The organism is Microvirga puerhi (genome assembly GCF_020089865.1).
Taxonomy (GTDB): Bacteria; Pseudomonadota; Alphaproteobacteria; order Rhizobiales; family Beijerinckiaceae; genus Microvirga; species Microvirga puerhi.
Window position 1 is genome coordinate 1 of the sequence record NZ_JAIRBM010000040.1, and the last position, 1,470, is coordinate 1,470.

Below are 1,470 nucleotides of genomic sequence, written 5' to 3' on the forward strand. Positions count from 1 at the left end.
CCGCAACAGGCCGCCGAGACGATCCGCACGGCACTCGCCATGGGCGCCGACCGCGGCCTTCTGGTGAAGACCGATGCGAGCGTCGAGCCGCTGGCCGTGGCCAAGATCCTCAAGGCGGTGATCGCGCAGGAAAAGCCCGATCTCGTGATCCTGGGCAAGCAGGCCATCGACGACGATGCCAACCAGACCGGCCAGATGCTCGCGGCGCTCTTGGGCTGGCCCCAAGGCACCTTCGCCTTCAAGGTGGCCGTGGACGGCAACACTCTCGAGGTCACCCGCGAGGTCGATGGCGGCCTGCAGACCGTCGCGCTGACCCTGCCGGCAATCGTCACCACGGACCTGCGCCTCAACGAGCCGCGCTATGCCAGCCTGCCCAACATCATGAAGGCCAAGAAGAAGCCGCTCGACGAGACCTCGCCTGAGGCGCTCGGCGTCGATGTCGCGCCGCGCCTGAAGGTGCTCAAGACGGCCGAGCCCGGCGGGCGCAAGGCCGGCGTCAAGGTGGCCTCCGTCACCGAGCTGGTCGCCAAGCTGAAGACCGAAGCCGGCGTGCTCTAAGGGAGACTTTTCGATGACGACGCTTCTCATTGCCGAGCACGACAACGCTCACCTGAAAGACGCCACCCACAAGGCCCTGTCGGCGGCCAAGGCGCTCGGGGCGCCGGTGCATGTCCTGGTCGCCGGTGCGCATGCGCAAGCCGCCGCCGAGGCCGCTGCCAAGCTCGACGGGGTGGAGAAGGTGCTGCTGGCCGATGCGGCTCCTTACGAGCATCAGCTGGCCGAGCCGACGGCCGCGCTGATCGTGGCGCTGTCCGGCCCCTATGAGGCCCTGGTGGCGCCGGCCACCACCACCGGCAAGAACCTCATGCCGCGGGTCGCGGCGCTGCTCGACGTGATGCAGGTCTCGGACATCACCAAGGTGGTCTCGCCCGATACCTTCGAGCGGCCGATCTATGCCGGCAACGCGATCCAGACGGTGCAGACCACCGATGCCAAGACGGTGCTCACGGTGCGGACCGCGGCCTTTCCTGCGGCGGCTGAGGGTGGCTCTGCCCCCATCGAGGCGGTCGGCCCGGCCGACGATCCCGGCCTGTCGCGGTTCAAGGGCGCGGAGATCGCCCAGACCGACCGGCCGGAGCTGACCTCGGCGAAGATCATCATCTCGGGCGGGCGCTCGCTGGGCTCGGCGGAGAACTTCGCCAAGTATATCGCGCCGCTGGCCGATCAGCTCGGGGCGGCGATGGGGGCTTCGCGGGCGGCGGTGGATGCGGGCTATGCGCCGAACGACTGGCAGGTCGGCCAGACCGGCAAGGTGGTGGCGCCGGATCTTTACATTGCGGTGGGGATTTCAGGGGCCATTCAGCACCTGGCGGGTATGAAGGATTCCAAGGTGATCGTGGCGATCAACAAGGACGAGGAGGCACCGATCTTCCAGGTCGCCGATTATGGTATCGTCGGTGACCTCTTCCA

General features: G+C 67.8%; 2 protein-coding genes. Both read left to right on the top strand.

Annotated features, from left to right (window positions below):
• Window positions 1–558, top strand: a 558-nt coding sequence (locus K9B37_RS24490; RefSeq protein ID WP_224316429.1) for an electron transfer flavoprotein subunit beta/FixA family protein, incomplete at its 5' end; no start/stop codon positions are given.
• 13 nt (window positions 559–571) lie between these two features.
• Window positions 572–1,470: electron transfer flavoprotein subunit alpha/FixB family protein (locus K9B37_RS24495; protein WP_224316430.1), on the top strand; the 899-nt coding region annotated here is incomplete at its 3' end.